This is a genomic window from Peribacillus sp. P4_C12, assembly GCF_056402095.1.
In genome coordinates this window covers 1-4,942 of the sequence record NZ_JBFUIB010000277.1, presented here as the reverse complement: position 1 = coordinate 4,942, position 4,942 = coordinate 1, and the positions used below count along the sequence as shown (strand labels likewise).

The following is a 4,942-nucleotide window of genomic DNA, read 5'->3' as shown; positions in this document are numbered from 1 at the left end:
CAGGGTACACAGGCCTGCCTCGCTTTAAAAGAGGAAGGATATAAAGTCATCCTGGTTAACAACAATCCGGCAACGATTATGACGGATGATATGAACGCGGATGCTGTCTATTTCGAACCTTTAACAGTAGATGTACTGGAAAAAATCATTGCTAAAGAAAAGCCGGATGGCCTGCTTGCTACATTAGGGGGGCAAACTGGATTGAATCTTGCTTATCAATTGGATGATGCAGGAGTGCTTGAAAAATATAATGTCAAACTATTAGGAACACCAATAGACTCCATCAAAAAAGGAGAAGATCGTGAACTGTTTCGTGAACTAATGTTTGAAATTGATGAACCTGTTCCTGACAGTACAATTGTCCATACTTTAGAAGAGGCGCAAGCTTTCGCCGACAAAATTGGTTTCCCCATAATCGTTCGTCCTGCCTATACACTTGGAGGTACTGGCGGAGGGATTGCTGAGACCATGGAGACATTCAAGGAACTTGTACGAGGCGGACTTCAAGAAAGCCCGATTACACAGTGCTTGATTGAAAGAAGTATAGCAGGGTATAAAGAAGTCGAATATGAGGTTATGCGCGATGGAAACAATACATGCATTACCATCTGTAATATGGAAAATATCGATCCTGTCGGTATTCATACAGGTGATTCCATTGTTGTAGCTCCATCTCAGACCTTATCTGATGATGAGTTTCAAATGTTACGTGCGGCCTCTATAAAAATTATCTCTGCTTTAGGTATCATTGGCGGCTGTAACATTCAATTTGCACTTGATCCGAATAGCAAACAGTACTATTTAATAGAAGTAAATCCACGTGTTAGCCGTTCATCGGCATTAGCATCCAAAGCAACCGGTTATCCGATTGCACGCATCGCTGCAAAACTTGCTATCGGCTATCATTTATCTGAACTTATCAATCCTGTAACGAAGAGTACTTATTCAAGCTTCGAACCTGCTCTTGATTATGTAGCAGTAAAATTTCCACGGTGGCCATTCGATAAATTCACGACTGCCCACCGCAAATTAGGAACTCAGATGAAGGCGACAGGCGAAGTTATGGCATTACACCGTAGCTTTGAAGGTGGAGTCCAAAAAGCTATCGATTCATTAGAATTAAAAACGAATGGACTGCAACTTTTATCATTAAAAGATAAAACTGTTCCAGAACTTTGGGAAAAGCTCGCTGAAAAATCTGACGAACGCATTTTTGTCATTTTTGAAATGCTTCGTAAAGGTGTGACAGTTGAAGAAATCCATAAAGCAACCATCATTGATTATTTCTTCCTTCAATCTTTTGCTTCGCTGATCGAGAAAGAAAATGAAATCACTGCTAAGACAATCGATTTGGTCACCAAAGAAGAACTGCAGCTGTACAAGGAAAAGGGCTTCTCTGACCGTTATCTTGCCTCCGTATGGAAAGTAAGTGAAATCGAAGTGAGAGCACACCGTAAATCACTAGGCATTACCGCCGTTTACAAAACGGTTGATACATGTGCAGCTGAATTTGAATCACATACGAATTATCATTATTCAACATATTTTGGAGAGAACGAACAGAAAAAAACAGATAAAAAGAAAGTATTGATGATTGGCAGTGGCCCAATCCGAATCGGACAGGGAATTGAATTCGATTACTGTTCCGTTCATGGTGTTTATGCACTTCAGGATGAAAATGTTGAAACGATCATGATTAATAATAACCCAGAAACGGTAAGTACGGATTTCGCAACAGCAGATCGTCTTTATTTCGAGCCATTAACCTTGGAATATGTACTGAATGTTATAGAAGCGGAAGATATTGAGGATGTAATTGTCCAATTTGGCGGACAGACAGCCATAAATCTGGCAAAGGGACTGGAAGATTACGGAATTAATTTATTGGGTACCTCATTTGATACGCTTGACCAACTAGAAGATCGCGATCGCTTTTATCAGCTTCTGCAAAAGCTGGAGATTCCACATGTGCCGGGTTCGATGGCCAATAGTGCAGAGCAATTAATTGAGTGTGCTGAGGCGATTGGCTTCCCAGTTCTATTACGCCCATCCTATGTAATTGGTGGTCAGGGGATGGAAATTATCCGGTCGAAGAAAAGCTTACTGAATAGAATTGAAAATGGAACGGCACTTGTATTTCCTGTGTTAATCGATTCTTATATTCCAGGTAAAGAAGCGGAAATCGATTTGATTGCGGATGGCAATGAGATTTATATTCCAATTATTGCTGAACATGTAGAAAAAGCAGGCGTCCATTCGGGAGATAGCATGGCATTACTACCAGCTCAATCCTTATCAGAGGATATCAAAAATAAAATGACTATTTTTGCACAAAAGTTAGTAGTAGAGCTTGGTTATAAAGGTCTTATGAACATCCAATTTGTGATTGAAGGCAATGACGTATATGTTTTGGAAGTAAACCCGCGTGCTAGCCGGACGATTCCAATCATCAGTAAAATCACTAATGTTTCTTTAGTACAGATTGCGACAAAAATATTGCTTGGGAAATACTCGTTGTCGAATGTGTTCGAAAAAACAGGGTTAATGGAAGAAATTCCGTATTCAGTTGTAAAATATCCAGTATTCTCAACGTTTGCACTAAGCGGACTTGATTCAAAAGTAGGGCCGGAAATGAAATCAACTGGTGAAGGCATCGCTATCGGAAAAACGATGACAGAAGCATTAACAAAAGTATTTCATGCTCAAAAGGCTAAACATACTTCAGGTGTGTATCAATCCGAATCAGTCCAATTAAGTGAAGAATTGCTTGTACTAATCAATGAAGCTGGGTTGACATTGACGGATTCCGATTTTGACAAATGGCTTAATGAAGGAAATGCAGCTGTTGTTTTAGCTTATGGAACTACAGAAGAAGATAAGAAGCTAAGATTATTGGCTGCAAAATATCGACTTCTAGCATTTACAGAAGAAGAGACTTTTAAAGCCTATCTTCAATCGTTAGAAAATGCTGATCCAGGCGTTACCGCGCTGCAGGAATGGATTGTAACATATTCGAAAGGAGTGTCACACGTATGAGTTCACTAACGGCACCGACACAAGCGAAGATTTTAAACGGGAAGGATTTTTTGACCATGAAGGAGTCTACACCCACGGCCATTGCAGATCTGTTAAAGCTAGCGCAGACCATTAAAGCCAAATTACAAGCGGGCGAGGAATATACGCCTTTAAAAGGGAAAACGCTGGGGATGATTTTTGAAAAATCCTCCACCCGTACCCGCGTGTCTTTTGAAGTGGGCATGATGCAGCTTGGCGGGCACGCTTTGTTCTTAAGTGGTAATGATTTGCAAATCGGACGTGGAGAATCTATTTCCGATACGGCCAAAGTCCTTTCCGAATATATTGATGGCATCATGATTCGTACCTTCGAGCATGAAAAAATTATGGAATTGTCTGAAAATGCTTCTATTCCAGTCATCAATGGGCTAACAGATCTTGCCCATCCTTGCCAGGTGATGGCGGATTTCTTGACAATTATAGAGTTAAAAGGACAATTAAAAGGCTTGAAAATGAGCTACATCGGTGATGGTAACAATGTGGCACAATCATTGATGGTTGGCTGTGCAAAAATGGGTATGGATTTTTCTATTGGATGCCCAGATAACTATAAACCTGATGTAGATGTTGTCGCCTATGCTCAAAAAGTGGCAAAGGAAAATGGATGTGAAATTGTTGTGACGAATTCAGCAGTTGAAGCTATTAAGGATGCAGATATCGTCTATTCTGATGTATGGACCTCTATGGGGCAGGAAATCGAAAATAGTATCCGTTTAGAGGCGTTTAAGGATTATCAAATCAATAGTGAACTTGTAAAGTATGCAAAGGATAATTATATATTTATGCATTGCTTGCCTGCACACAGAGAAGAAGAGGTAACCGCTGAAGTCATCGATGGACCGAATTCCGTCGTTTTCCACCAAGCTGGAAATCGTCTCCATGCTCAAAAGGCGGTTCTTGTGGATTTAATGTCTTAAAAAAAAGCGTCTACTCTAAAGAGCAGACGCTTTTTTTTTATCAATACGATTTATTTCCCATGGACTAATTTCCTTTTTGCCCTGAATTTTTCAGACATGAAAGAAGTGAACCCGGTAATAATAAAATGGAAAGCATGTAAAGGGGTGAAATCTATGGGGCAAAATCGTCAATTTAAGCCAGGTCAGAAGGCACCTAATAATGGGGCTTACGTAGAAATCGGTGAAACGGGTAGCACGGTATTAAATCCGAAAAAGGTAAAGCTAGAAGCAGGAGATACTTTTCCTGAAACTTCAAATCATAACAGGATATGGACCTATCAGCGAAAGCCATAATAAAATAAAAAGCAGGAAAAGGGACAATTCACTTCCTTTTCCTGCTTTTTTTATGGGAAATAACCTATCCTATTCTTCAGAATAACCGAAAATATTCGAGATTTCTAAAAAACTCTTTCTTAAATATTGGCTTAAGGGATCTTCATAATGATCCGGTATACTTTCAGTGAAGCCAACAGCAGTAATCGCTCCCAATAATTCTGCATTATAATTAAAAATCGGAATGGACATGGAAGAAACAGAAGGTACTAAAGGCTCTTTTGCAAAAGCAATTTTGTATTTCTGTATCGCTTGATATTCCTTAGTTCCTCTAAGGAAGGCCGCGGAAACATTATTATCTTTTTCTATCCAGTCTGCCGTTATGGAAGAATCCTGGAATACAGTGAATACTTTGCCGGAAGAAGAAGATGGGGGAAGGCGCGTGCCTAGCTGGGCCCCAATATTTAAGTTTTGATTGGAATTCCATATCTTTGCTGTGATTGGTCCATCGTATGTCCAAACGGAAAATAACACCGTGCAGGAGGTATGATGGCTGATTTCCTGTAAATAAGGAGTAATTCGGCTTGTGACGTCCTCATTCCCTATAGCTGCCATACCATATTGAATTAGTTTGCTCC

Annotated in this window: 4 protein-coding genes; 3 read left to right on the top strand and 1 reads right to left on the bottom strand. The window is 40.0% G+C overall.

The features are described 5' to 3' along the window. The 3 genes from AC1DUW_RS20960 to AC1DUW_RS20950 all read left to right on the top strand — a co-directional run. The coding region (locus tag AC1DUW_RS20960) for a carbamoyl phosphate synthase large subunit (RefSeq protein ID WP_477643359.1) at nucleotides 1-3,036 on the top strand (3,036 nt) is incomplete at its 5' end. Then, the gene (gene argF / locus AC1DUW_RS20955; protein WP_053344980.1) at nucleotides 3,033-3,992 is read left to right on the top strand and encodes an ornithine carbamoyltransferase; all 960 of its coding nucleotides are present in this window, start codon (nucleotides 3,033-3,035) and stop codon (nucleotides 3,990-3,992) included. The genes AC1DUW_RS20960 and argF, both read left to right, overlap by 4 nt. A 153-nt stretch (nucleotides 3,993-4,145) precedes the next feature. Further along, nucleotides 4,146-4,325, top strand: a complete 180-nt coding sequence (locus tag AC1DUW_RS20950; protein ID WP_053344981.1) for a YjzC family protein — start codon at nucleotides 4,146-4,148, stop codon at nucleotides 4,323-4,325. Between the two features lie 69 nt (nucleotides 4,326-4,394). Here AC1DUW_RS20950 and AC1DUW_RS20945 read toward each other — a convergent pair. Beyond that, on the bottom strand, nucleotides 4,395-4,942 hold a 548-nt coding region (locus AC1DUW_RS20945; RefSeq protein ID WP_477643358.1), incomplete at its 5' end, for an IclR family transcriptional regulator domain-containing protein.

What these genes read in the sequence shown, in the direction of transcription:
- argF (WP_053344980.1), top strand. Translation starts at nt 3,033, where the DNA reads ATGAGTTCACTAACGGCACCGACACAAGCGAAGATTTTAAACGGGAAG.
- AC1DUW_RS20950 (WP_053344981.1), top strand. Translation starts at nt 4,146, where the DNA reads ATGGGGCAAAATCGTCAATTTAAGCCAGGTCAGAAGGCACCTAATAAT.